Annotated in this window: 25 protein-coding genes; 11 read left to right on the top strand and 14 right to left on the bottom strand. The window is 60.4% G+C overall.

Annotated elements, in window-relative coordinates; all coding sequences use genetic code 11:
• Positions 1 to 630: 630 nt before the first annotated feature.
• The 5 genes from BLT89_RS17200 to dadA form a co-directional block, all read right to left on the bottom strand.
• On the bottom strand, positions 631 to 1041 hold the full coding sequence (locus BLT89_RS17200) for a c-type cytochrome (RefSeq protein WP_090199185.1): 411 nt from the start codon (positions 1039 to 1041) through the stop codon (positions 631 to 633).
• A 145-nt stretch (positions 1042 to 1186) separates the two neighbouring features.
• Entirely contained in the window at positions 1187 to 1735 is a 549-nt protein-coding gene (locus BLT89_RS17195; RefSeq protein ID WP_090198344.1) for a cupin domain-containing protein, read from the bottom strand.
• Positions 1736 to 1834: 99 nt separating this feature from the next.
• Positions 1835 to 2908, bottom strand: a complete 1074-nt coding sequence (gene alr / locus BLT89_RS17190; RefSeq protein ID WP_090198341.1) for an alanine racemase — start codon at positions 2906 to 2908, stop codon at positions 1835 to 1837.
• Positions 2909 to 2971: 63 nt separating this feature from the next.
• A complete protein-coding gene (locus BLT89_RS17185) occupies positions 2972 to 3325 on the bottom strand; it encodes a RidA family protein (protein WP_090198338.1) in 354 nt (117 codons plus the stop codon).
• Positions 3300 to 4598: a D-amino acid dehydrogenase gene (gene dadA, locus BLT89_RS17180; protein WP_090198335.1), complete on the bottom strand. Its 1299-nt coding sequence runs from the start codon at positions 4596 to 4598 to the stop codon at positions 3300 to 3302. The genes BLT89_RS17185 and dadA overlap by 26 nt, the downstream gene beginning before the upstream one ends.
• Positions 4599 to 4756: 158 nt before the next feature.
• On the opposite strand from dadA, the gene BLT89_RS17175 reads away from it, so the two are divergent.
• Both BLT89_RS17175 and BLT89_RS17170 read left to right on the top strand, forming a co-directional pair.
• Positions 4757 to 5245 carry an Lrp/AsnC ligand binding domain-containing protein gene (locus BLT89_RS17175; protein ID WP_090198333.1) on the top strand — a complete coding sequence of 163 codons (489 nt, stop codon included), beginning with the start codon at positions 4757 to 4759 and terminating at the stop codon, positions 5243 to 5245.
• 149 nt (positions 5246 to 5394) lie between these two features.
• The gene (locus tag BLT89_RS17170; RefSeq protein ID WP_090198330.1) at positions 5395 to 6705 is read left to right on the top strand and encodes an NAD(P)/FAD-dependent oxidoreductase; all 1311 of its coding nucleotides are present in this window, start codon (positions 5395 to 5397) and stop codon (positions 6703 to 6705) included.
• Between the two features lie 39 nt (positions 6706 to 6744).
• Here BLT89_RS17170 and BLT89_RS17165 read toward each other — a convergent pair whose 3' ends face one another.
• Complete coding sequence (locus tag BLT89_RS17165; protein WP_090198327.1) at positions 6745 to 7887, bottom strand: MFS transporter; 1143 nt, start codon at positions 7885 to 7887, stop codon at positions 6745 to 6747.
• Between the two features lie 102 nt (positions 7888 to 7989).
• A complete protein-coding gene (locus BLT89_RS17160; RefSeq protein ID WP_090198325.1) occupies positions 7990 to 9483 on the bottom strand; it encodes an aldehyde dehydrogenase in 1494 nt (497 codons plus the stop codon).
• Positions 9484 to 9804: 321 nt separating this feature from the next.
• Here BLT89_RS17160 and BLT89_RS17155 point away from each other — a divergent pair, with 321 nt between their 5' ends.
• Positions 9805 to 10164: a cupin domain-containing protein gene (locus BLT89_RS17155; protein ID WP_090198322.1), complete on the top strand. Its 360-nt coding sequence runs from the start codon at positions 9805 to 9807 to the stop codon at positions 10162 to 10164.
• A gap of 100 nt (positions 10165 to 10264) precedes the next feature.
• Here the strand turns inward: BLT89_RS17155 and rpmG are convergent, their stop codons facing one another.
• The 3 genes from rpmG to radC form a co-directional block, all read right to left on the bottom strand.
• Positions 10265 to 10420, bottom strand: a complete 156-nt coding sequence (gene rpmG / locus BLT89_RS17150) for a 50S ribosomal protein L33 (protein ID WP_090198319.1) — start codon at positions 10418 to 10420, stop codon at positions 10265 to 10267.
• Between the two features lie 10 nt (positions 10421 to 10430).
• Positions 10431 to 10667, bottom strand: coding sequence for a 50S ribosomal protein L28 (gene rpmB / locus BLT89_RS17145; protein WP_090198316.1), 237 nt, complete (start codon positions 10665 to 10667; stop codon positions 10431 to 10433).
• Between the two features lie 217 nt (positions 10668 to 10884).
• Positions 10885 to 11559: a RadC family protein gene (radC, locus tag BLT89_RS17140; RefSeq protein ID WP_090198313.1), complete on the bottom strand. Its 675-nt coding sequence runs from the start codon at positions 11557 to 11559 to the stop codon at positions 10885 to 10887.
• Positions 11560 to 11685: 126 nt separating this feature from the next.
• Here radC and coaBC point away from each other — a divergent pair, with 126 nt between their 5' ends.
• The 5 genes from coaBC to BLT89_RS17115 all read left to right on the top strand — a co-directional run bounded on the left by coaBC (position 11686) and on the right by BLT89_RS17115 (position 17326).
• On the top strand, positions 11686 to 12894 hold the full coding sequence (gene coaBC / locus BLT89_RS17135) for a bifunctional phosphopantothenoylcysteine decarboxylase/phosphopantothenate--cysteine ligase CoaBC (RefSeq protein WP_090198310.1): 1209 nt from the start codon (positions 11686 to 11688) through the stop codon (positions 12892 to 12894).
• 2 nt (positions 12895 to 12896) lie between these two features.
• Positions 12897 to 13352: a dUTP diphosphatase gene (dut, locus tag BLT89_RS17130; RefSeq protein WP_090198306.1), complete on the top strand. Its 456-nt coding sequence runs from the start codon at positions 12897 to 12899 to the stop codon at positions 13350 to 13352.
• Positions 13353 to 14554: 1202 nt separating this feature from the next.
• Entirely contained in the window at positions 14555 to 15958 is a 1404-nt protein-coding gene (locus tag BLT89_RS17865) for a phosphomannomutase/phosphoglucomutase (protein ID WP_408003080.1), read from the top strand.
• A gap of 22 nt (positions 15959 to 15980) precedes the next feature.
• Positions 15981 to 16883, top strand: coding sequence for an acetylglutamate kinase (argB, locus tag BLT89_RS17120; protein WP_090198301.1), 903 nt, complete (start codon positions 15981 to 15983; stop codon positions 16881 to 16883).
• Positions 16880 to 17326 carry an acyl-CoA thioesterase gene (locus BLT89_RS17115; protein ID WP_090198299.1) on the top strand — a complete coding sequence of 149 codons (447 nt, stop codon included), beginning with the start codon at positions 16880 to 16882 and terminating at the stop codon, positions 17324 to 17326. The genes argB and BLT89_RS17115 overlap by 4 nt, the downstream gene beginning before the upstream one ends.
• A 4-nt stretch (positions 17327 to 17330) precedes the next feature.
• Here the strand turns inward: BLT89_RS17115 and BLT89_RS17110 are convergent, their stop codons facing one another.
• Together BLT89_RS17110 and pyrE are read right to left on the bottom strand one after the other, a co-directional pair.
• Positions 17331 to 17921, bottom strand: a complete 591-nt coding sequence (locus BLT89_RS17110; RefSeq protein WP_090198296.1) for a DUF4124 domain-containing protein — start codon at positions 17919 to 17921, stop codon at positions 17331 to 17333.
• A gap of 21 nt (positions 17922 to 17942) precedes the next feature.
• On the bottom strand, positions 17943 to 18584 hold the full coding sequence (pyrE, locus tag BLT89_RS17105; RefSeq protein ID WP_090198294.1) for an orotate phosphoribosyltransferase: 642 nt from the start codon (positions 18582 to 18584) through the stop codon (positions 17943 to 17945).
• Between the two features lie 92 nt (positions 18585 to 18676).
• Here pyrE and BLT89_RS17100 point away from each other — a divergent pair, with 92 nt between their 5' ends.
• Both BLT89_RS17100 and BLT89_RS17095 read left to right on the top strand, forming a co-directional pair.
• Positions 18677 to 19456 (top strand): exodeoxyribonuclease III, encoded by a 780-nt coding sequence (locus BLT89_RS17100; protein WP_090198291.1) that lies wholly within the window; start codon positions 18677 to 18679, stop codon positions 19454 to 19456.
• A 7-nt stretch (positions 19457 to 19463) separates the two neighbouring features.
• Positions 19464 to 20519, top strand: coding sequence for a potassium channel family protein (locus BLT89_RS17095; RefSeq protein WP_090198288.1), 1056 nt, complete (start codon positions 19464 to 19466; stop codon positions 20517 to 20519).
• Between the two features lie 3 nt (positions 20520 to 20522).
• Here BLT89_RS17095 and BLT89_RS17090 read toward each other — a convergent pair whose 3' ends face one another.
• The gene (locus tag BLT89_RS17090) at positions 20523 to 20888 is read right to left on the bottom strand and encodes a DUF4870 domain-containing protein (RefSeq protein WP_090199183.1); all 366 of its coding nucleotides are present in this window, start codon (positions 20886 to 20888) and stop codon (positions 20523 to 20525) included.
• A gap of 43 nt (positions 20889 to 20931) precedes the next feature.
• The gene (gene rph / locus BLT89_RS17085; protein WP_090198285.1) at positions 20932 to 21657 is read right to left on the bottom strand and encodes a ribonuclease PH; all 726 of its coding nucleotides are present in this window, start codon (positions 21655 to 21657) and stop codon (positions 20932 to 20934) included.
• A 144-nt stretch (positions 21658 to 21801) separates the two neighbouring features.
• On the opposite strand from rph, the gene BLT89_RS17080 reads away from it, so the two are divergent.
• Positions 21802 to 22665, top strand: coding sequence for a YicC/YloC family endoribonuclease (locus BLT89_RS17080; RefSeq protein ID WP_090198282.1), 864 nt, complete (start codon positions 21802 to 21804; stop codon positions 22663 to 22665).
• The last annotated feature ends 8 nt before the right edge of the window (positions 22666 to 22673 follow it).

The raw sequence follows: 22673 nt of genomic DNA, 5'->3' as shown, positions 1-22673 counted from the left end.
AGCGCTCGGTTCCACCCTGTTGGGCGTTTCACTTTTGCCAGTCGCAGCAAATGTAAGCAAAAACGCTTGCCCCTGCATCCGGCCCTGCGCTGCGCTTCGGGCCCCTAGCTCCGGCACCGCTCCGCAGGCACGCCCCGATGGCTCCCATGCTCCTGCGTGGGAGCCTGACTTACAGACGATGGAGCCTCGAGGGCTGCATTCCCACGCGGGAGCGTGGGAACGATCTTATTGATACGTTTACTGACGGTGGTTCGGCTGGCGACCACTTCCCCATCAGAAGGCCGAACGCAGGTGCCGTGCAGAGGGGCATTTGGCATGGATGCCAAATGAGGAACGATGGGCCATGGATGGCCCTTCGAGACGACCCTCGGAACGGTGCCGCAGTGAGGGAAGTCGCGCGCAGCGCGACCCGAATGCCGGGGTGTGTTTCTTTGCCTAGCTTTCTTTGCACAAGCAAAGAAAGTAGGTCGCCCGGGAGGGCGAAACCAAAGCGATCAATCACGTTCGCTACTCCGGCTGGAATCCAAAACAACAACAGCTGCGGATTTCCAATCCGCCGTTAACCATTCCCCCGTTTAATCCGGGCAAAAAAAAAACCGCCTCTCGGCGGTTTCTTTTACTCCAGCCCGATTACAGGCCGGACATTTTCTCGATTGCGCCTTTCAACTCGTCATCCGAGCAAGTCGCGCAAGTGCCTTTCGGCGGCATGGCATTGATACCGGAAATCGCCTTGGCCAGCAGGCCGTCCAGCCCGCCCTGGGTATCGGCACGCTCCTTCCAGGCAGCTGTATCGCCAGTTTTCGGTGCGCCCAGCACACCACTGTTATGACAAGCGCCGCAATGCGCAGCAATCACTTCATCGGGTGACTTGGCCCCGCCGCCTGCAGCCGGCGCGGCAACTGCGGCCACACCCTTGCACTCTTCACCCTGGATACAGACCTGACCCACCGGCTGGATCCGCTGGGCAATCTCTTCGTCCATATTCGCGGCCTGAGCGTTTACCGCCCACAAAGCCAACACAACAGCAGGGGCTGTCAGCATCTTGTTCATCAGGTTCACGTTGCACCCTCATCCTGGCTAGTCGGGCCCGCAGCCACGGTCTTGGCGGGCGAGCTGCAAGTATAGCCATAAGCCGGCGGCGCTGAAACAGCCCAACTTGTCGCAGGCCCGGCAATGGCGTGAAGCATCAGAAATTCGCCGGCGTAGTGGCGCTGATCAGGCGCGCCGGCTGATCAAACGGATTGCGGAAACGATGGGGGTGGGAACTCTCGAAATAATAACTGTCGCCACTTTCGAGAATGTACTTCTCATCGCCCACGGTCAGCTCGAGACGGCCGGAAATCAGCATGCCGGCTTCCTCGCCTTCATGATTGAGCATTTCCTTGCCGGTATCGGAGCCCGGCGGGTAGGTTTCGTCGAGAAATGCCAGCGCCCTCACCTGATAGCCCTTGCCGACCAGACGCATGGTGACCGAACCGCTGGACAGATCGGTCAATTCTTCTGCCTTGTAGACCACTTTCCCGGGGCCGCTGTCATCGCCATCTACCGAAAAGAATTCGACCAGAGACATCGGAATACCGGCCAGCACCTTTTTCAGCGAACTGATAGAAGGGCTGACGCTGTTCTTCTCGATCATCGAAATAGTGCTGTTCGTGACACCGGCACGCTTGGCCAATTCGCGCTGGGACAGGCCTTTCAGCTTGCGAATGGATTGCAACCGAACACCTACATCCAATGTGAAACCCCTCAATAGCAAAGTGCAGTCAAGGCGGCATAATGGCAAGAGTGTTCAGTATTTTCAACAGCCGTGCTTGAAAGCTGCCCGGCGGGCGGGTCAAACGGCCGAATAATGGCGCTCCACGCGGCGCAAATTGCAGAACAGTTCGTAGGCAATGGTTTCTGCGCGCTGCGCCACATCACTGGCCCGTACGTTATTGCCCCAGAGTTCTACCCGGCTGCCCAGGCCGGACTGTGGCAGTCCGGTCAGATCGACAGTCAGCATGTCCATCGACACGCGGCCGATCAACTGTGCCGGCTGGCCGTCGATAAAGACCGGCGTACCGCTGGGTGCATGCCGCGGATAGCCATCGGCATAGCCCATTGCCACCACGCCAACGCGGGTCGGCCGCTGCGCCACAAAGCTGGCGCCGTAACCTACCGGTTCACCTGCAGCCACCTCACGCACCGCGATGATTTTTGATTCCAGAGTCATCACCGGCCGCAAGCGGGCAGCCTGTGGCTGCTGTACTGCAAAGGGCGTTGCGCCGTAGAGCATGATGCCGGGGCGCACCCAGTCACCGCGCACCTGTGGCCAGCCAAGAATGGCCGGGGAATTACACAGGCTGATCTCTGCACTCAGCCCCTGGCGGGCTTTCTCGAACACTACAACCTGCTCATTGCTGTACGGGCAATCCAGCTCGTCGGCACGGGCGAAGTGGCTCATCAGCACGATCTGATCGACCTTGCCACTGGCCTGCAGGCGCTGCCAGGCGTCTTGAAACTGCGCCGGGGCCAGACCGACCCGATGCATGCCGCTATCCAGTTTCAGCCAGACCCGCACAGGCCTGTCCAGTCGGGCACGCTCGATGGCCTCAAGCTGCCAAAGCGAATGCACCACGCACCAGAAATCGTGCTGCACGATCAACGGCAGCTCATCGGCCTCGAAAAAACCCTCGAGCAACAGAATGGGTCGGCCGATCCCTGCTGCACGTAATTCGAGCGCTTCCTCGATGCACGCCACAGCAAAGCCGTCGGCCTCGTCGTGCAGCGCCTGTGCGCAACGCACCGCGCCGTGCCCGTAGGCATCTGCCTTGATCACCGCCAGGGCGCGCGCCGAGCTCAGCTCGCGGGCCAGCCGGTAGTTATGCCGCAAGGCTTCGAGATCAATCAGGGCACGGGCAGGGCGCATGGCAACAGACTTCCTGACGCAAAATAAAAAACCGGCGCAAAGCGCCGGAAAAGGTGTAGCAAATTATGCCAGAGCGGCGATGACGGATAGCTCTACCAGTATTTCCGGCTCACAAAGCTTGGCTTCAACCGTGGCGCGGGCCGGTGCAACGCCTTCCGGCAGCCACTGGTCCCAGACCTGGTTCATCCCTTCGAAATCGGCATCGACATCCTTCAGATAAATGGTCACCGAGAGAATGCGGGTCTTGTCGCTGCCCGCCTCAGCCAGCAATTGTTCGATGTTGGCCAGGGTTTCGCGGGTTTGTTGCTGGATACCTGCCGCCATGTCATCACCCACCTGACCCGCCAGATAGACAGTGCCATTGTGGATAACGATCTGGCTCATGCGCCGGTTAGTTTGCAGTCGCTGTACGGTCATGCAGTTGCTCCTTGAATTTTTTGCTGTAACGGGAAACATCCAGGCCAACAGTGCTGATTTGTGGACGCTTGCCCGCCACCAGATCCGCCAGCAGGCGACCAGAGCCGCAGGCCATGGTCCAGCCAAGCGTGCCGTGGCCGGTATTCAGAAACAGGTTGCGGTAGGACGTGGCGCCGACGATCGGCGTTCCATCCGGCGTGGCCGGACGCAGACCGGTCCAGAACTCCGCACGCGGCAGATCACCACCCTGCGGGTACAGGTCATCGGTGATCATTTCCAGGGTCGCCCGCCGCTTGGGATTAAGCGACAGGTCAAAACCGGCAATTTCAGCCATGCCGCCAACTCGGATACGGTTATCAAAGCGGGTAATGGCGACCTTGTAGGTCTCATCGAGAATGGTCGAAGTGGGCGCCATGGCCGGATTGGTGATCGGCACGGTCAACGAGTAACCCTTGAGCGGATACACCGGTGCCTTGATGCCCAGTGGCTTGAGCAGCTGCGGTGCGTAACAGCCCAGTGCCAGCACGTAGCGATCGGCAGTTTCCAGCTGGCCATTGATCATCACGCCGTTGAGCTGGTCACCGGCATACTCCAGGCTCTGGATGTTCTGGCCGAAACGGAACTCGACACCCAGCTTGACCGCCATGTCCACCAGCTTGGTGGTAAACATCTGGCAATCACCGGTCTGGTCGTTGGGCAGGCGCAAGGCCCCCGCCAGCTTGCCGGTCATTTGCGCCAGGGCAGGCTCGACACGGGCAATACCGGCGCGATCGAGCAGCTCGAAGGGCACACCGGACTGCTGCAGCACAGCGATATCCTTGGCCGCGTTATCCAGCTGCGCCTGGGTGCGGAACAACTGGGTGGTACCCAGCTGACGGCCTTCGTAGCCAATCCCGGTTTCGGCACGCAACTCATCGAGACAGTCACGGCTGTACTCGGACAGGCGCACCATGCGCTCCTTGTTCACAGCGTAGCGCGAGGCGGTGCAGTTGCGCAGCATCTGCGCCATCCACAGGTATTGATCGACATCGCCGGTCAGTTTGACGGCCAGCGGCGCATGCTTTTGCAACAGCCATTTGATTGCCTTGAGAGGCACGCCCGGAGCAGCCCATGGCGATGCATAGCCGGGAGATATCTGGCCGGCATTGGCGAAGCTGGTTTCCAGCGAAGGCGCGGGCTGACGATCGACGACCACGACCTCGAAGCCGGCGCGAGCCAGATAGTAGGCACTGGTTGTGCCGATTACACCGCTACCAAGCACCATGACACGCATGTCGTTCTCCGTTGCCGCGGGGCTGCCGCGCGCAGTTGTTAGTCCGAGCAGTAATGGCGTGCAGTATAAAAATCTAAGCGCAGTGTATTTAACTATTTAATTAGCTATATTCGAGAGCATATCTCGGCATAAACCGCAAATGTAGAGGGCTATCCACTATGAGAACCCAGCGCCAGAGCCGCAGGGAACTGGACAAGATCGACCGCAATATCCTGCGCATCCTGCAAAGCGAAGGGCGCATTCCGTTCACCGAACTGGGCGAGCGCGTCGGTCTGTCCACCACACCCTGCACCGAGCGCGTGCGGCGCCTGGAGCGCGAGGGCGTGATCATGGGTTATCACGCACGGCTCAATCCGCAGCAACTCAAGGCCAGCCTGCTGGTTTTCGTCGAGATCAGCCTGGATTACAAATCGGGCGATACCTTCGAGGAGTTCCGCCGCGCCGTACTCAAGCTGCCCCATGTGCTCGAGTGCCACCTGGTCAGTGGCGATTTCGATTACCTGATCAAAGCCCGCATCAACGAGATGGCCTCGTACCGTAAGTTGCTCGGCGATATTCTGCTCAAGCTGCCGCACGTGCGGGAATCCAAGAGCTATATCGTCATGGAAGAGGTCAAGGAAAGCCTGGCGTTGCCGGTTCCCGACTAGCAGCGGGCGAGCGGCTGGCGGACTGCGCGGGCAACTTGTGCGGAATTAGCCGGCAATAGCGGCGATTTATCGCCTGGCTATTGGCGCAGCAAGGCTCTGCAGCTTATGCTTTGTAAAATTTTGCAAACACTCCCTACAGGATTTCACACATGAATGCTCCCGTTCATTCCGACCAGCATGCTGCCTCCTACTACGCCGCTACCGTCAATCGCCAGCTGGCGTGCAGCAAACTGGAAGGCGAAGCCAGCGCCGATGTGTGCATTATCGGTGGCGGTTTCTCGGGGCTGAACACCGCGATCGAGCTGGCCGAGCGCGGCCTGTCGGTAATCTTGCTGGAAGCGCACAGGATCGGCTGGGGCGCCAGCGGGCGTAATGGCGGTCAGCTGATTCGCGGGGTCGGCCACGACGTCGATCAGTTCGAATCGGTGATTGGTGCCAGCGGCGTGCGCGAACTCAAGCTGATGGGTCTGGAGGCCGTGGAGATCGTGCGCCAGCGCGTGGCGAAGTTCCAGATCGACTGCGACCTGACCTGGGGCTACTGCGACCTGGCCAACAAGCCCGGTCACCTGCAAGGCTTCGCAGAAGACATGGCCGAGCTCAAGCAGCTGGGCTACCGCCACGAGATGCGCCTGCTGCAAGCGGAGCAGATGCATGAAGTGGTCGGCTCGAACCGCTACGTCGGCGGCATGATCGACATGGGTTCCGGACACCTGCACCCGCTCAATCTGGCGCTGGGCGAAGCCGCTGCCGCCCAGAGCCTTGGCGTGCAGCTGTTTGAAAATTCGGCAGTCACGCGCATCGACTACGGCAGCGAGGTCAGGGTGCATACGGCCAGCGGCAGCGTGCGCGCCAAAACCCTGGTGCTTGCCTGCAATGCCTACATGAACCAGCTCAACCCGAACCTGGGCGGCAAGGTGCTGCCGGCCGGCAGCTACGTGATCGCCACCGAGCCCCTGAGCGAAGCCCAGGCACACGCCCTGATCCCGCAGAACATGGCCCTTTGCGATCAGCGCGTGGCGCTGGATTACTACCGCCTTTCGGCCGACCGGCGCTTGCTGTTCGGCGGTGCCTGCCACTATTCCGGGCGCGACCCAGCGGATGTGGCGGCCTATATGCGGCCGAAAATGCTCGCCGTGTTCCCCCATCTGGCCGATGTAAAGATCGACTATCAATGGGGCGGCATGATCGGCATCGGCGCCAACCGCCTGCCGCAAATCGGCAAGCTCAAGGACCAGCCCAATGTGTTCTACGCCCAGGCCTATTCGGGCCACGGCGTCAACGCCACGCACCTGGCCGGCAAGCTGCTCGGCGAAGCCATTGCCCTGCGCGAGAGCAGCGGCTTTGAACTGTTCGCCGGCGTGCCGCACATGACCTTCCCCGGCGGCAAGTATTTGCGCTCGCCGTTGCTGGCCCTCGGCATGGGCTGGCACCGGCTCAAGGAAGCGGTCGGTCTGGAGTGACCTGCAGCCGCGGCCCAGGCCAATCCCGCCGGCGAAGACTCAGGCTGCTGCCGGCACCGCGGTTGGTGGCCAGCGCCAGACCAGCATGATGAACACCGCTGCACCGAATGCCAGCAACAGCGGCAGCGCATGGCCGGTCACCCACTGGCTGGCAGCACCGGTAAGCAGCGGTCCCAGCAGGCAACCCAGGCCCCACAACTGCGACACATGGGCATTTGCCCGCACCAGCTGGTCATCGCGATAACGCTCGCCAATCAGGATCAGTGCCAGGGTGAACAAGCCCCCGGCACTGGCGCCGAACAACACCAGCACCAGCCAGATGGCCGGCCCGTGCAACAGCAGCGGGATCGCCAGGCTGCTTAGCATCAGTACCACGCCACACCCGGCAAACAGGTGCAGTCGTGATAGCCGGTCGGCGAGAAAGCCCAACGGCAACTGCAACAGGGCATCGCCGATAACCACCACACTGACAATCAGCAAGGCGTGCTCCTCGCTGAAGCCCTGACGCAGGCCGTAAATAGGCAACAGGGTCAGCACCATGCTTTCGAACGCGGCAAACAGCATGACCGCCCAGGCAATCGCCGGCAGGCGCTGGCAAAAGCCCAGCAGGCCGCGTCCGGAGGCGCTGTCTGCATCAACCCTGGGCGCACCACTGCGACCGAGCAACAACAGTGCGCCGCCTATCAGCAAGCAGGTACCCAGCCAGAAGCCCTGGTCTCCGGCCGTACCAATGGCACCCAGCAACAACGGTCCGGATAGCTGGCTCAAGGCGTAACCGGTGCCATACAAGGCCACCAGCCGCCCGCGCCAGGCGTCGATCGCCAGCTGGTTGATCCAGCTTTCACCGAGGATGAATACCATGGTCAGTGCCACGCCGATCATCAGCCGCAACAGCACCCAGACCGGATAACTCTGCACCAGCGCCAGCAGCACCACCGAGAGCGCGGCAGACAACAGACAACCCTGCATCAGCCGGGTGGTGCCGAAACGCCCGGCCAGCCTGCCGGTCACGGACGCACCGAGCAGCACACCGACGGCCGGGGTGGCGGCCATCACGCCTATCGCAAAACTGCCATAGCCCCAGCTTTCCAGACGCAGTGAAACCAGCGGCAGGGTTACCCCCAGTGCCAGTCCGATGCTGACTACTGCTGCTACGACGGCGAAATAGGTACCCCAGCGCATGCAAACCCCTTCAGCAGTGACCGGCAACCAGAAGGCCGGAAACCTGAGCGGAATCCGGCCGGCAACAGCCTTACATGGCGCCTGTGCGCCCAGCCAGCATTATTACAGCTTGATCCAGGTGGCCTTGATCTCGGTGTACTTGTCGAAGGCATGCAGGGACTTGTCGCGCCCATTGCCCGACTGCTTGAAACCACCGAACGGCGCGGTCATATCGCCGCCATCGTACTGATTGACCCACATACTGCCGACCCGCAAGGCTTTGGCCGTCAGGTGCGCCCTGGACAGGTTGCTGGTCCAGATCGCCGCCGCCAGGCCGTAGATGCTGTCGTTGGCAATCCGGATCGCCTCCTCGGTGCTGTCGAACGGAATAACCGTCAGCACCGGCCCGAAGATTTCTTCACGGGCAATGCGCATATCGTTGTGGGCGTCATCGAAAATGGTCGGCTCGACATAGACACCGCCAGTGTCCTCCAGAGTGCGCTTGCCACCGCAAACCAGTTTGGCCTTGTCGGCGTGACCGGCCTCGATATAGCCGAGGACGGCATTCAGGTGCTGGCTATCGACCAGCGCGCCAACCCGGGTGGCCGGGTCCAGGGCATGCCCGGCCTGCCATTCCTGCATGGCTTCCAGCACCATGGGCATGAACTGATCCTTGATCGAACGCTCGACCAGCAAGCGCGAACCGGCAGTGCACATCTCGCCCTGGTTGAAACAGATCGCCGCCGCGGCAGCAGCCGCCGCTTCCTTGAGGCACGGCGCATCAGCAAACACGATATTCGCGCTCTTGCCGCCGGCCTCCAGCCAGACGCGCTTCATGTTCGATTCGCCAGCGTAAATCATCAGCTGCTTGGCAATCTTCGTCGAGCCGGTAAACACCAGCGTATCGACATCCATATGCAGCGCCAGCGCCTTGCCCACGGTATGCCCGTAACCGGGCAGGACGTTGAGTACGCCAGCCGGAATACCGGCTTCGATGGCCAGGCGGGCCATGCGAATGGCCGTCAGCGGCGATTTTTCCGACGGTTTGACGATCACCGAGTTGCCGGTCGACAGCGCCGGGCCGAGCTTCCAGCAGGTCATGATCAGCGGGAAATTCCACGGCACGATGGCCGCCACCACGCCCACCGGCTCACGGGTAACCAGTCCCAGCTCATTGTGCGGAGTAGCCGCAACCTCGTCGTAAATCTTGTCGATCGCCTCACCGCTCCAGCGGATCGCCCGCGAAGCGCCGGGCACATCAACGCTCAGGGCATCACTAATCGGCTTGCCCATATCGAGGGTTTCCAGCAGTGCCAGCTCCTCGGCATGGGCATCCAGCAGATCGGCAAAGCGGATCATGATTTTCTTGCGTTCAGCCGGCGCCAGGCGCGACCACACACCCGACTCGAAGGTCGCCCGCGCATCGGCTACCGCCCGTTCGGCATCGGCCAGATCACAGCTGGCTACCTTGCCCAGCAAACGACCGTCCACCGGACTGATGCAATCGAAGGTTGCGCCTGAAACAGCATCAACCGGCTGGCCATGAACGAAAGCACGGCACTCGATGGCCAGCGCCTGGGCACGTTGCTCCCAGTCGGCACGGGTTAGGGAAGTCATTGGGAAGTCCTCGATATCTATGGAAAACGATTTTGGCCGGGCAGCCGGAATGTCAATTATTCTGCAAGCTACGGCGTAGCGACGAGCATGCGCGCAACCCTAAACCAGCGCCTGCGCGTTTTCAATATAATTGACAAAACAACCCATTAACCGCCTTGTATTGTTCGTTTTATTAAACATACACTGCCGAAGTACGATTGCGGCCCCAAGTTCAGGGACTGGTCCGGCAAGGCTGGCCTGATCGATATACACAACGAAAGCACGCTCAGCGCCCATGCCGCGCTGATAGAAATTCCATCCGATAAAATCAGGAACTCACCGATGAACATCGACCAGCTGATCAACTTTGCCGAAGCCGAGACCCCTGCAGAAAACTACCGCCCCGCTGCGGAAAAGGTGCTCAAGGGTGATCCGGCGCAAAGTGTGCGCAACCACTACTCCAGCCCTTGCAAACAGTTTCATGCAGGAATCTGGGAGGGTGCCGTTGGCCAATGGAAAATCAGTTACACCGAGCACGAATATTGCGAAATCCTGCAGGGCGTATCGGTTATCCGTGATCAGGACGGCAATGCCGTGACCTACCGGACCGGTGACCGTTTCGTGATTCCGGCAGGTTTCTCCGGCACCTGGGAAGTACTGGAGGACACGCGCAAGGTTTATGTGATCTTCGAGCAGGCCTGATTTTCTCTTCGTTTCATGGCGTAATCTGGCCCGCTTCGGCGGGCATTTTTTTGCCCAACAAAAAACCCGCCGAAGCGGGTTTTTTCTGAAGCAGGATCAATTACTTGATCTTGGCTTCCTTGTACGGCACATGCTTACGCACGACGGGATCGAATTTCTTGATTTCGATCTTGTCGGGAGTAGTACGCTTGTTCTTGTCAGTGGTGTAGAAGTGGCCGGTACCGGCGCTGGACACCAAACGGATCAATTCACGCATAACGAGCTCCTTAAACCTTTACGCCGCGCGCACGCAGCTCGGTGAGCACGACATCAATGCCGCGCTTGTCGATGATACGCATACCCTTGGTCGATACACGCAGACGCACAAAACGATTCTCGGTCTCGACCCAGAAACGGTGGTGCTGCAGGTTCGGCAGGAAGCGACGACGGGTTTTGTTGTGTGCGTGGGAAATGTTATTCCCGGTAACCGGACCCTTACCGGTTACTTGACAGACTCTCGACATACCATCAGCCCTCTAAAACCACATGCCCAACCCGGCATGGGTTGGCTGCTTAAACTCAAAGTCATTTGGCGCTCGGCGCCACGTATCTTCAGGGTCTTACCGATAAGTCTGCAAAGCAGCGAGCCGGGACCCTATAAAAGAGCGCGCCTTTATATCAGAAACCCTACTGCACAGCAAGAAATTAACCAAATCAAACTGTCAGGGCAAAGACCGGAAATCACATCAAGCCCCGTTCAGCCAGCGACAACGGCTCGCCATCACCAACGATGAAGTGATCCAGCACGCGGACGTCGACCAGGGCCAACGCCTCCTGCAGGCGTTTGGTCAGCAATTGATCGGCCTGACTCGGCTCGGCAACACCGGAAGGATGATTGTGGGTCAGGATCAGCGCAGCTGCATTATGCGCCAGAGCGCGTTTGACCACTTGCCTGGGGTAAACACTTGCTCCATCAATGGAACCATGGAACAGCACCTCGAAAGCCAGCACGCGGTGCTTGCTGTCAAGAAACAGGCAGGCGAAAACCTCGTGGGGCTCATGCCGCAAGCGGGCCTTCAGGTAATCGCGCACTGCCTGCGGACTCTCCAGTGCGGACTCGCGACGCAGCCTCTCGGCCAGATGGCGGCGCGACATTTCCAGCACGGCCTGCAATTGCGCGTACTTGGCCGGACCCAGGCCCATGCGTCTGGAGAAATCCGGCTGGGTGGCTTCGAGCAAGGCGCGCAGGCTGCCAAAATCGAGCAGCAGTTGACGCGCCAAATCCACCGCAGACACACCGGCAACGCCGGTACGCAGGAAAATCGCCAGCAATTCCGCGTCACTCAGGGCCCTGGCGCCGTGCTCCAGCAATTTTTCCCGCGGCCGTTCCGCCGCCGGCCAGTCACGAATGCTCATCACACCTCCTTGTTGAGCGCGCGCCACTGCTCCATCAGTAGCGCTGTGATAATGTAGCCGACGTTTCCGGCAGCACAAGCGACCCTATCAGCGACATGCAGACCACACATAGCACAAGGCGCATCCATGCAGCGGCTTTATAGAAAACGCATTGTTCTGGGCATCGGCGGCGGTATTGCCGCTTACAAGAGTGCGGAACTGGTGCGCAGGCTGCGTGATCAGGGCGCCGAAGTCCGCGTGGTGATGACCCGCGGCGGCCGCGAATTCATCACTCCGCTAACCCTGCAGGCACTCTCCGGCAATCCGGTCATGCTCGATCTGCTCGATCCCGAAGCCGAAGCCGCCATGGGGCATATCGAGCTGGCGCGCTGGGCCGATCTGGTACTGATTGCACCGGCCACCGCCGACCTGATGGCGCGTCTGGCGCAAGGCATTGCCGACGACCTGCTGACCACCCTGGTACTGGCCACCGATGCACCGATCGCGCTGGCGCCGGCTATGAACCAGGCGATGTGGCGCGACCCGGCCACCCGCCACAACAGCCAGACCCTGACAGACCGCGGCATGCGCCTGTTCGGTCCGGCCGCCGGCACCCAGGCCTGCGGTGACGTGGGGCCGGGGCGCATGCTTGAAGCCGAGGAACTGGCGCAATGCGCCGCCGATACCTTCGAGCACCGACTGCTGACCGGCAAGCATGTACTGATCACCGCCGGCCCGACCCAGGAAAATATCGACCCGGTACGCTACATCACCAACCACAGTTCGGGGCGCATGGGCTTTGCCCTGGCCGAAGCTGCCGCCGAAGCCGGTGCCCGCGTCACGCTAATCAGCGGCCCGGTATTCCTGCCGACCCCGGATCGCGTCGAACGGATCAACGTGGTCAGCGCACGGGATATGCTGCACGCCTGCGAAACCGCCATGCCCTGCGACCTGCTGATTGCTGCAGCGGCAGTGGCCGACTATCGCCCGCAGGTGATTGCCGAGCATAAACTGAAGAAAGATCCGGCCAATGGTGATGGCCTGCTGCTGGAACTGGTACGCAATCCGGATATTCTTGCCACTCTCGCCGGACGCGACGACCGGCCCTTCAGTGTCGGCTTTGCCGCAGAAACCCAGAACCTGCTCGGATATGCTGCACGCAAGCTGCGCGACAAGAATCTCGATCTGATCGTAGCCAATGACGTGGCCAACCCGAGCATCGGCTTCAACAGCGAGGACAACGCCATTACCGTGATTGACCGCACGCTGCAGCCAACCAGTTTCCCCCAGACCAGCAAGGCCAAGATTGCCCGCCAGCTGATTGCCTTTATTGCCGACCGACTGAAGCAGAGCTGAACATGCATACCCTGCAAGCCAAAATTCTCGACCCGCGCCTCGGCGACCAGTTCCCCCTGCCGCATTACGCCACTCCCGGCTCTGCCGGCCTCGACTTGCGCGCTATGCTCAAGGAGGATCTGTGTCTGCAACCCGGGCAAACCGTACTGATTCCCACCGGTCTGTCGATCTACATTGCCGATCCCGGTCTGGCCGCAATGATTCTGCCGCGCTCGGGGCTCGGCCATAAACACGGTATCGTGCTGGGTAATCTGGTCGGCCTGATCGACTCGGACTATCAGGGCGAACTGATGGTGTCCTGCTGGAATCGCGGCCAGCAGGACTTCACTGTTACTGTCGGCGAGCGGATCGCCCAACTGATTCTGGTGCCGGTGGTTCAGGCCCACTTCGAACTGGTCAGCAACTTTGATGAATCCCAGCGCGGCGCCGGCGGCTTCGGCCACTCGGGTAGCAACTGAATACAGCAGGGCTCGTCAGGAGGCTCGCAATGATAAAAATAAAAAGCAAAAAAGCGGCTGCAGCAAATACTTCAGAGCTCAACGAACCCGCTGCCCCGAGTAGCGCCAGCCTGCTGCTGCAAGGACTTCTGCCGGGGCTGGGCGTAGCCGCCTGCGGTTTGCTCGCCGGCCTGCTGCTCATCTGGTTTGGCATGCTGCAAGTCAGTCGCCAGCAACAGATCGAGCAAATGACCCAGGCCTGGGGTGGCACACAGGCCAGCATCATCCAGCAGGCGCTCGCGCAATTACGCGACAATACCCAGCGCGCCGCTAGCAACCCGCAGCTTTTGCAGGCCCTGCAAAGCAATGAGCGCGACCAGATAGCTGCAGCCGAGAGTGATCTGGTTTACTGGGACGGTGTCCTCGATGCCCAGCTCAACCAGCTCGGCAAGGCCGTACAGAATACCCAGCGTGCCGCCCCGATGAACTTTGCCGCACTCGATCTGGTGCGCCGGGCTGAAAGCGGAGAACCTCCGAATCCCGAAGCCTACAAGATCAATGAGCACTGGGTGATTTACACCGCCGCGCCGATTCGCACCGCCGCCGATCAGCCGGTCCTCGGCACCTTGCTGCTGGCAGTAGACCTGCAGCGCCTGCTCAAATTACTGCCGGAAATGCCCGAAACCGTTGGCCAGTTCCAGGCCGCCCAGCAGTTCAGCAACGGCCCTGCCCAGGTGCTGTATAGCACTGGCCAGGCTGCCGCAGACTCGAGTATCCAGCTGGCAAGCAGCAACCCGCACTGGAAATTCAGCTTCACCCCCGGCCCGCAATTGACCGACAGCGGAGCATCTCCACTTATTCTGCTGCTGGCAGCCCTGCTGGCCCTTGCCGGTGCATTTCTGGGCATCCGGCTGGCTCTGCGCAACGCCCGGCGGGCCCTTGAGGAAGACGCCGACCAACTGCAGCAGATGGTTCGCGAGCTGGCCTCGGGCAAGCTGGTGAAGTCCTTCAACCTCGCTTTGCCCGCCCTCAATACGCTGGGTAAAAGCCTTGCACAACTGCCCCAGAGAAAGGCCGATCCGGCCAGTCAGGCAGTTACCCCGCAAGCCAGAAGTGAAAAGCCGGAAATGGCTACTGACAGCATCCCGGGATCATTCGATGACATCCTCGACATAGACATCATCGAGGAACTGCCAGATGACTACGAAGTTACCGAAGCAGAGGTGCCGGCAGCCGGCGGCGACACCCAAACGCCAGACCTGCCCTCCAGCATTTTCCGCGCCTATGACATCCGCGGCGTGATCGGCTCCACACTGACCGCCACGACTGCCTACTGGGTTGGCCGGGCCATCGGCTCGCAGAGCCTTGCCCAGGGCGAGCCTGCCGTAGTGGTGGCCCGCGACGGCCGTCTGTCCGGCCCGGAGCTTTCCCAGGCACTGATCCAGGGTCTGGTCGAGTGCGGCTGCCGGGTCATCGATATCGGCATGGTGCCGACACCGGTGCTGTATTTCGCCACGAATGTGCTGGATGCCACTTCCGGCGTGATGGTTACCGGCAGTCACAACCCACCCGACTACAACGGCTTCAAGATCGTGATTGCCGGCGATACGCTGGCCAACGAAGACATAACCGCCCTGCACACGCGCATCCAGCAAGGCGATCTGGCTTCGGGCAACGGCAGCCTGGAACAACAGGACATGCTCGACCGCTACTTCCGACATATCCGCGACGACATTGCCATCGCCAAGAACATGAAGGTGGTCGTCGACTGCGGCAACGGCGTGGCGGGCGTGATCGCACCGCGGCTGATTGAAGCCTTGGGCTGTACGGTCATCCCGCTGTTCTGCGAGGTCGACGGCAACTTCCCCAACCACCACCCGGATCCCGGCAAACTGGAAAACCTGCAGGACCTGATTGCCAGGGTCAGGGAAGAGGGCGCCGATCTCGGCCTGGCCTTTGATGGCGATGGCGACCGCGTGGGCGTGGTGACCAATACGGGCAACATGATCTACCCGGACCGCTTGATGATGGTCTTCGCCAAGGACGTGGTATCGCGCAACCCGGGCGCCGATGTGATCTTCGACGTCAAATGCAGCCGCCGTCTGGGCGCGCTGATCAGCAGTTATGGCGGCCGGCCGGTGATGTGGAAAACCGGCCATTCGCTGATCAAGAAAAAAATGAAGGAGACCGGAGCCCTGCTGGCCGGCGAAATGAGCGGGCATATTTTCTTCAAGGAACGCTGGTTCGGCTTTGATGACGGCATCTACAGTGCCGCACGTCTGCTGGAAATCCTCAGCCTGGAAAGCCGCGATGCGGAAAAGGTATTCGGCGCCTTTCCTGCCAGCCTGTCGACCCCGGAAATCAATATCACGGTTACCGATGAAAACAAGTTCGCCCTGATCGAGCGCCTGCAGAGCAAAGGTCAATGGGGCGATGCCAATCTCACCCTGCTGGACGGCGTGCGGGTTGACTACCCCAAAGGCTGGGGCCTGGTGCGTGCCTCCAATACCACGCCGGTGCTGGTACTGCGCTTCGAGGCCGATACCCAGGCAGAGCTTGAGCGTATCCAGAACATTTTCCGCGCCCAGTTGCAGCAAGCTGCACCCGAACTGAACCTGTCCTTCTGAACCCCCACAACGGAGCCCGTTTATGCTTAGCCGTGAAGACGCCACCCAGGTAGCCCAGGTACTCTCCGAAGCGCTGCCTTATATCCGCCGCTTTGTGGGCAAGACGCTGGTCATCAAGTACGGCGGTAACGCCATGGAAAGCGAAGAGCTCAAGGAAGGTTTTGCCCGCGACATCGTGCTGATGAAGGCCGTCGGAATCAATCCGGTTGTCGTGCATGGCGGCGGCCCGCAGATCGGCGACCTGCTCAAGCGCCTGTCGATCGAAAGTCACTTCATCGATGGCATGCGCGTCACCGATGCGCAAACCATGGACGTGGTGGAAATGGTGCTGGGCGGCCAGGTCAACAAGGACATCGTCAACCTGATCAACCGCCACGGCGGCAGCGCCATCGGCCTTACCGGCAAGGATGCCCAGCTGATTCGCGCAAAAAAGCTCTCGGTCACGCGCAAGACACCGGAAATGACCAAGCCGGAAATCATCGACATCGGCCAGGTCGGCGAAGTCTCCGAGGTCAATACCGACCTGATCAACATGCTGGTGCAGGGCGACTTCATCCCGGTGATCGCGCCGATTGGCGTTGGCCCGAATGGCGAGTCCTACAACATCAACGCCGATCTGGTGGCCGGCAAGGTAGCCGAGGCCCTGAAAGCCGAAAAACTGATGCTGCTGACCAACATTGCCGGCCTGATGGACAAGCAGGGCGCCGTACTGACCGGATTGACCACCACCCAGGTCGATGAACTGATCGCCGACGGCACCATCTATGGCGGCATGCTGCCGAAGATCCGCTGCGCGCTGGATTGTGTACAAGGCGGCGTGACCAGCGCCCACATCATCGACGGACGCGTGCCGCATGCGGTGTTGCTGGAGATTTTCACCGACAGCGGAGTGGGCACCCAGATCAGCAATATCGAAACGCCATGACGACTGCCCCGCAACGCGGCGACTTCCGCCACCGGCAGCCGTTAAGGGTACGCTGGGCGGAAGTCGATCCACAGGGAATCGTCTTCAATGGCAACTATCTGACCTATGCCGATGTCGGCATAACCGAATACTTCCGCGCCATCGGCGTGGCTTTCCCCGGAGAGCTGGCCGCCGACGGGGCAGAATTCTTTGCCGTCAAAACCCTGCTGAACTATCTGGCGCCGGCACACTTCGATGATCTGCTTGAAGTGGGTATTCGCGTCAGCCGGCTGGGGCGCTCGAGCATGACCTTCAGTCTGGGCATCTGGCGTGGCGACCTGGCGCTGACAGCCGGCGAGATTGTCTATGTGCTTGCCGAAACGGCCAGCCGCCGCAGCAGACCACTACCGGACTGGCTGCGGGAGAAAGTTCGCGCTACGGAAATACTCCCCGCAGAGGAATAAAGCCTCACTGATAACGCTTGAGCAGCTCGCCAAGACGGGCGCGGTCGGCAGCAAAGCTTGCCTCAGCTTCTTTGCCGACAGCCTCATAACGCTCTATGTCCTTGTCCAGCTGGGCCTGCTCCAGCTTGAGGTTGTCAATCTTGACAATTATGTCCGCCGGCACCTCACGGCCCGAGCGTTCCAGTTCGGCCGCCTGGCCTTGCAGCCCGACCTGCTGGCTGTGCAGTGACTGCTTGTTGCCACGGGCGATCGCAATCAGCCCATCGATTTCGTCCAGCTTGCGCTTCAGTGCCCGGTCAATGTCTTCCTGCGTCGAGTAGAGGCGCATCAACTGGGCGTCCGAACTGGCCCGGGCCTTGTCCTCCGCCAGGCGCTTGCGCTCCGCCTCGCTGGGCGCAGGCGGAACCACCTTGATCACCCGGCCCTGGTCATTGAGCACTTCGTAGCCCTTGTAAATGAATTGTGGCGGCACACCCTGCCGATCAAGTACCGGCAGGTTCTTGTCATTCAGATAGCGATAGATTTCCGCCGCATTGCCCAGCAGCGGAAACAGCAAACCCATCAACAATGTGATCCGGGCAAGCGCACCAGCCATACAGCTCTCTCTCCTGTTCATTCAGACACCGTATTGCGTACGGTAAGCCTCTACTGCGGGCAGATAATGCTTTAGTGAAGCATCCTCTGCCAGATAAACAATCAGCTGATCGAGATTGATGATACTGACAACCGGCATGCCGAAGTCGCGCTCGACTTCCTGTATTGCCGACAACTCGCCCTTGCCACGCTCCTGACGATTCAGCGCAATCAACACCCCGGCAGCCTTTGCCCCCTGTGCCTGAATGATCTGCATCACTTCACGGATTGCCGTGCCGGCAGTAATCACGTCATCGACGATCAGCACCCGCCCCTGCAGCGGCGCGCCGACCAGGGTGCCTCCCTCGCCGTGATCCTTGGCTTCCTTGCGATTGAAGCACCACGGCAGATCGCGTCCGTGCTGCTCGGCCAGGGCCACCGCAGTGGTTGCCGCCAGCGGGATACCCTTGTATGCCGGCCCGAACAGGACGTCAAAATCGATCCCGCTGGCGACTACCGCTTCGGCATAAAAACGCCCCAGTTGCGCCAAGGCCAAACCACTGCTGAACAGCCCCGCGTTGAAAAAGTAGGGACTCACCCGCCCGGACTTGAGAGTGAACTCGCCAAAGCGCAAAACACCACGCTCAATGGCAAAACGGATGAAATCGCGCTGGTATGCCTGCATGCAAAGCCCCGAACGACATGGCCTGGCCATGAATTTAGCTAATTGGAAGACAGCTCGGCTATCATACACACACGCCTTTGGGGGGGCTATTTATGCGGATCATCAGCCTTAACGTGAATGGAATTCTGGCAGCCGTCGAACAGGGCCTGTTCAGCTGGCTGCAGGCACAAAATGCCGACGTGATCTGTTTGCAGGATACCCGTGCAACGCTGTTCGACTTTGACGAGCCCTCTTTGCAAATGGATGGCTATTTTGTCTATGCCTGCGATGCCGAAGTGCCCAGCCAGGGCGGTGTGGTGATTTATTCCCGGTTACAGCCCAAAGCCGTCATCAGCGGCCTCGGCTTCGAAGCGGCCGACCGTTACGGTCGCTTCCTGCAGGCAGACTTCGACAAGGTCAGCATTGCCTGCCTGTTGATGCCCTCGGGCCAGAGCGGTGATGCCAGCCTGAACCAGAAGTTCAAATTCATGGACGAGCTGGCGCAATATTTCAGCAAGCAGCGCCGCAAGCGCCGTGAGGTCATCTACTGTGCCTCGCTGTTTGTCGCGCACCAGAAGATCGATGTGAAGAACTGGCGTGACTGCCAGCAGCTACCCGGCTTCCTTGCTCCGGAGCGGGCCTGGATGGATGAGGTACTGGGTAATCTGGAGTATGTCGATGCATTGCGCGAAGTAAGTCGCGAAGGCGACCAGTTCAGCTGGTGGCCAGACACCGAACAGGCGCAAATGCTCAATCTCGGTTATCGCTTCGATTACCAGCTGCTTACGCCCGGACTGCGCCGCTTCGTGCGCAATGCCCGCATGCCACGCCAGCCAAGTTTTTCCCGCCATGCACCGCTGCTGGTGGATTATGACTGGACACTGAGCGTCTAGCCGCACCATGCCGAAACTGCATCCGCGCAGGTATGCACTGCGCATACCGGGACGCGTTGCCCAGTTGCCGCGCATTCGCAAGCGCATCATTGCTGCGATCCTGCTGCTGGCCTTGATGCACCTGATCGGCACCCTCGGTTTCATGATCATGTCGGACGAGCCCGTCAGCTTTTCCGATGCCATTTACATGACAATGATGACGATCACCACCGTCGGCTACAACGAAGTGGTACCGCTCAATACCCTCGACGAAAGGCTGTTTGCCGGTTTCTTTGCCATTATCGGGTTCGGCACCATAACCTTCCTTTTTACCAGTCTGGCCACCTTCTTTCTGGAAAGTGACCTGGACCATAGTCTGCGCAGGCGTCGTATGGAAAAAGCCATCAAGAAACTCAGCGGGCACTACATCATCTGCGGCTTTGGCCGGGTCGGCTGCAATGTGGCCGATGAACTGATACACACGCGGCGCAAGTTTGTTGCGGTGGATATCGAGGAAGAGCGCCTGCTCGGTCAGCTCGAGCACTTCCCCGAATTGCTCTACCTGAGCGGGGATGCCAGTGATGATGAACTGTTGCTGGCAACCGACATCAACGATGCTGCCGGCTTGTTTGCCGTGACCGGCGATGACAGCCTCAACCTGATGATTGTCATCACCGCCAGACAACTCAACCCGCGGGTACGCATCGTCGCCCGTTGCCATGAAATTCGTAACGCGCAGAAAATGAAGAAAGCCGGCGCCGATGTGGTGATTTCACCGGACTTCACCGGCGGCTCGCGCATTGCCTCCTCCATGATCCGCCCGCATGTGGTGCACTTCCTCGACGAAATGCTGCGCTCGGAACAGAAGATTCGCCTGGAAGAGCTGGTCCTGGAAAAGCATCACCGCCTGTGCAGCATCGGCGAATTGCGCACGCTGTGTCCGGACTGCGTGATGGTGGCAATCAAGAGCGGTTCCGACTTTATCTTCAACCCCGGACCCGATGTGGTTCCCACACCCGGCCAGATACTGATCGTCATGCTGCCACCCCAGGGCCGCAGCGAACTGCTGGCAGCGCTACGCTAAACCTCAGCGCAGCAACCGCCAGCAAAAGGGGTAGCGATACGGCTGCCCCTCGTTGGCCTTGATCCCGGCAATCACCACCAGCACCACTGCAACCACGGATAGCAGCGCCAGCAGCGGGAAGCCGATCACCACCACCATCAGCAGAAAACACAGCACTGCCGCCAGCGCCACGCTGATCTGGAAGTTGAGGGCTTCCTTGCCCTGATCATCGATGAACGGGTGCAAGTCCTTCTTGATCTGCCAGACGATCAGCGGCCCGATCAGATTGCCGAACGGGAACACCAGCCCCAGAAATGCCGCGAAATGGCAAAACATCGCCCATTGGCGGACTTCCTGGTTCAGTTCCGGTTGCAAGTCCTGTTCACTCATAGTCACCTCCAGCTGCACTACAGCATCGCAAAAGTGCTTCTGCTCAAACAGCATCCTGCAGGGCTGCCTGCTGCAACTCAAACAACTGCTGCAAGCCCTGCCGCGCCAGTTCGAGCATGGCGGTCAGCTCTTCCGGCTGGAAGGGTGCGCCTTCCGCCGTGCCCTGGATCTCGATGAAGCCGCCGGCGCTGGTCATCACCACGTTGAGATCGGTTTCGGCCGCCGAGTCTTCCGGGTAATCCAGATCGAGCACCGGCACGCCCTGAAAGATACCCACGGAAACTGCCGCGACCATCTGCTTGAGCGGTTCGCCCTTGAGCGCGCCACGCTTCTTCAGCAGCTTCAGCGCATCCAGCAAGGCCACCATGGCCCCGGTAATCGACGCCGTGCGGGTGCCGCCATCCGCCTGGATCACATCGCAATCGATATAGATGGTGTTTTCACCCAGCTTGCCCATATCCAGAGCCGCGCGCAGCGAGCGGCCGATCAGCCGCTGGATTTCCAGGGTACGTCCGCCCTGCTTGCCACGACTGGCTTCACGCTGATTGCGGGAGCCGGTGGCGCGCGGCAGCATGCCGTACTCGGCGGTCAGCCAGCCCTGTCCCTGGCCCTTGAGAAAGCGCGGCACGCCCGACTCGACACTCGCCGTGCAGATCACCTTGGTTTCACCGAACTCGACCAGTACCGAACCTTCGGCATGTTTGGTGTAGTTCCGGGTAATGCGGATCTGGCGTAGTTCATCAGCCGCGCGGCCACTGGGACGAATCATTGGAAATACCTGCAAGGATGGAAAATCAGTCGGCATTATACGGTTAACCGACCGGCAGCGCGCAGCAGCGGATTGGGCCCGTCAGCAGCTCTGCGTTACAATCCGCCACTTTCCAACCGCTAGTTGAGCCCAGAAGGAGTTCCCATGGTGCACAGCATGACCGCCTTTGCCCGTGTCGAGCAGAGCAGCGCCCGTGGCACCCTGAGCTGGGAAATCCGCTCGGTAAACCATCGCTACCTGGAGCCACATCTGCGTCTGCCGGAAGCCTTCCGCGACCTTGAAGGCGCGGTACGTGAGGCGCTCCGCCAAGGCCTGTCACGCGGCAAGGTCGAGTGCACCCTGCGCCTGACCGAGGACAACAGCGGCCAGGCACTGCAAATCGATCGCGAGCGCGCTGCCCAGCTGGTCGCCGCCGCCGAGAGCATCGCCGGGCTGATCAAGCAGCCGGCACCGCTCAATCCCCTTGAAGTACTGGCCTGGCCCGGTGTACTGGTCGCCGATGCGGCTGACCCGCAAGCACAGAATGCCGCAGCCCTGCAGCTGTTCAGCCAGGCGCTCGAAGAGCTGTGCAACGGCCGCCAGCGCGAAGGCGCCGAGCTGGCGCGCCTGCTCAATGAGCGGCTTGAACAGATGCTCGAAGATATCGCCAGCCTGCGTGAACTGGTGCCGCAGATGCTCGCCAGCCAGCGCCAGAAAATCCTCGACCGCTGCGCGGAAATGCAGGTGGAGCTGGATCCGCAGCGGCTCGAACAGGAAATACTGCTGCTCGCGCAAAAGAGCGATGTCGCCGAAGAACTGGATCGCCTGAGCACCCATGTCGGCGAAGTCCGCCGGGTGCTGAAGAAGGGCGGGGCCGCCGGCCGGCGCCTGGATTTCCTCATGCAGGAGCTCAATCGCGAGGCCAATACCCTGGGCTCCAAGGCATTTGACCCGCGCTCCACACAAGCCGCCGTCAGCCTCAAGGTGTTGATTGAGCAGATGCGCGAACAGGTACAGAACATTGAGTGAGGCGCAGA

Source organism: Pseudomonas pohangensis (assembly GCF_900105995.1).
Taxonomy (GTDB): Bacteria; Pseudomonadota; Gammaproteobacteria; order Pseudomonadales; family Pseudomonadaceae; genus Aquipseudomonas; species Aquipseudomonas pohangensis.
Note: the sequence above shows the minus strand (reverse complement) of the source record. Positions and strands in the feature narration are given on the sequence as shown.

Coding starts and splice junctions, on each gene's coding strand:
- BLT89_RS17200 (WP_090199185.1), bottom strand. CDS start 1,041: ATGCTGACAGCCCCTGCTGTTGTGTTGGCTTTGTGGGCGGTAAACGCT.
- alr (WP_090198341.1), bottom strand. CDS start 2,908: ATGCGCCCTGCCCGTGCCCTGATTGATCTCGAAGCCTTGCGGCATAAC.
- BLT89_RS17185 (WP_090198338.1), bottom strand. CDS start 3,325: ATGACCGTACAGCGACTGCAAACTAACCGGCGCATGAGCCAGATCGTT.
- dadA (WP_090198335.1), bottom strand. CDS start 4,598: ATGCGTGTCATGGTGCTTGGTAGCGGTGTAATCGGCACAACCAGTGCC.
- BLT89_RS17175 (WP_090198333.1), top strand. CDS start 4,757: ATGAGAACCCAGCGCCAGAGCCGCAGGGAACTGGACAAGATCGACCGC.
- BLT89_RS17170 (WP_090198330.1), top strand. CDS start 5,395: ATGAATGCTCCCGTTCATTCCGACCAGCATGCTGCCTCCTACTACGCC.
- BLT89_RS17165 (WP_090198327.1), bottom strand. CDS start 7,887: ATGCGCTGGGGTACCTATTTCGCCGTCGTAGCAGCAGTAGTCAGCATC.
- BLT89_RS17160 (WP_090198325.1), bottom strand. CDS start 9,483: ATGACTTCCCTAACCCGTGCCGACTGGGAGCAACGTGCCCAGGCGCTG.
- BLT89_RS17155 (WP_090198322.1), top strand. CDS start 9,805: ATGAACATCGACCAGCTGATCAACTTTGCCGAAGCCGAGACCCCTGCA.
- rpmG (WP_090198319.1), bottom strand. CDS start 10,420: ATGCGTGAATTGATCCGTTTGGTGTCCAGCGCCGGTACCGGCCACTTC.
- rpmB (WP_090198316.1), bottom strand. CDS start 10,667: ATGTCGAGAGTCTGTCAAGTAACCGGTAAGGGTCCGGTTACCGGGAAT.
- radC (WP_090198313.1), bottom strand. CDS start 11,559: ATGAGCATTCGTGACTGGCCGGCGGCGGAACGGCCGCGGGAAAAATTG.
- coaBC (WP_090198310.1), top strand. CDS start 11,686: ATGCAGCGGCTTTATAGAAAACGCATTGTTCTGGGCATCGGCGGCGGT.
- dut (WP_090198306.1), top strand. CDS start 12,897: ATGCATACCCTGCAAGCCAAAATTCTCGACCCGCGCCTCGGCGACCAG.
- argB (WP_090198301.1), top strand. CDS start 15,981: ATGCTTAGCCGTGAAGACGCCACCCAGGTAGCCCAGGTACTCTCCGAA.
- BLT89_RS17115 (WP_090198299.1), top strand. CDS start 16,880: ATGACGACTGCCCCGCAACGCGGCGACTTCCGCCACCGGCAGCCGTTA.
- BLT89_RS17110 (WP_090198296.1), bottom strand. CDS start 17,921: ATGGCTGGTGCGCTTGCCCGGATCACATTGTTGATGGGTTTGCTGTTT.
- pyrE (WP_090198294.1), bottom strand. CDS start 18,584: ATGCAGGCATACCAGCGCGATTTCATCCGTTTTGCCATTGAGCGTGGT.
- BLT89_RS17100 (WP_090198291.1), top strand. CDS start 18,677: ATGCGGATCATCAGCCTTAACGTGAATGGAATTCTGGCAGCCGTCGAA.
- BLT89_RS17095 (WP_090198288.1), top strand. CDS start 19,464: ATGCCGAAACTGCATCCGCGCAGGTATGCACTGCGCATACCGGGACGC.
- BLT89_RS17090 (WP_090199183.1), bottom strand. CDS start 20,888: ATGAGTGAACAGGACTTGCAACCGGAACTGAACCAGGAAGTCCGCCAA.
- rph (WP_090198285.1), bottom strand. CDS start 21,657: ATGATTCGTCCCAGTGGCCGCGCGGCTGATGAACTACGCCAGATCCGC.
- BLT89_RS17080 (WP_090198282.1), top strand. CDS start 21,802: ATGGTGCACAGCATGACCGCCTTTGCCCGTGTCGAGCAGAGCAGCGCC.